Below are 441 nucleotides of genomic sequence, written 5' to 3'. Positions count from 1 at the left end.
GGAAAGCCCTGTGGATAAATCGGGAAGAATCTGTGAGAAACAGAAGATCTCTTGCTCAGTTTAGGCTATGATCCGCGGTCCTGATCGTTTCAAACGATCCTGGTCAGGCATGAACACGAAATCTTTCAGACTGCGTGAAGTCGCGATCGTTTGAAAGATCCGTGAAAACCGCAGACAGCGGTTAGTGCGTCACCCTTCATGCAGGGTCTTATCGACGTGCGCCAACAATCATTAATGTATCAGCCTTTGTCATTTATCGACTTTTGTTCGAGTGGAGTCCGCCGTGTCACTTTCGCTTTGGCAGCAGTGTCTTGCCCGATTGCAGGATGAGTTACCAGCCACAGAATTCAGTATGTGGATACGCCCGTTGCAGGCGGAACTGAGCGATAACACGCTGGCTTTGTATGCGCCAAACCGTTTTGTGCTCGATTGGGTAAGAGA

Annotated in this window: 1 protein-coding gene; it reads left to right on the top strand. The window is 49.4% G+C overall.

The genetic code is table 11. The annotated features are described in order from the left end of the window. Positions 1-271 precede the first annotated feature (271 nt). On the top strand, positions 272-441 hold a 170-nt coding region (locus ACEWB7_RS17855), incomplete at its 3' end, for a DnaA N-terminal domain-containing protein (protein ID WP_411581069.1).

The organism is Acinetobacter sp. NIOH-H-8, assembly GCF_046635365.1.
GTDB lineage: Bacteria > Pseudomonadota > Gammaproteobacteria > Pseudomonadales > Moraxellaceae > Acinetobacter.
The sequence above is the reverse complement of the archived record's forward strand: the minus strand, read 5'-3'. Positions and strand labels throughout refer to the sequence as shown.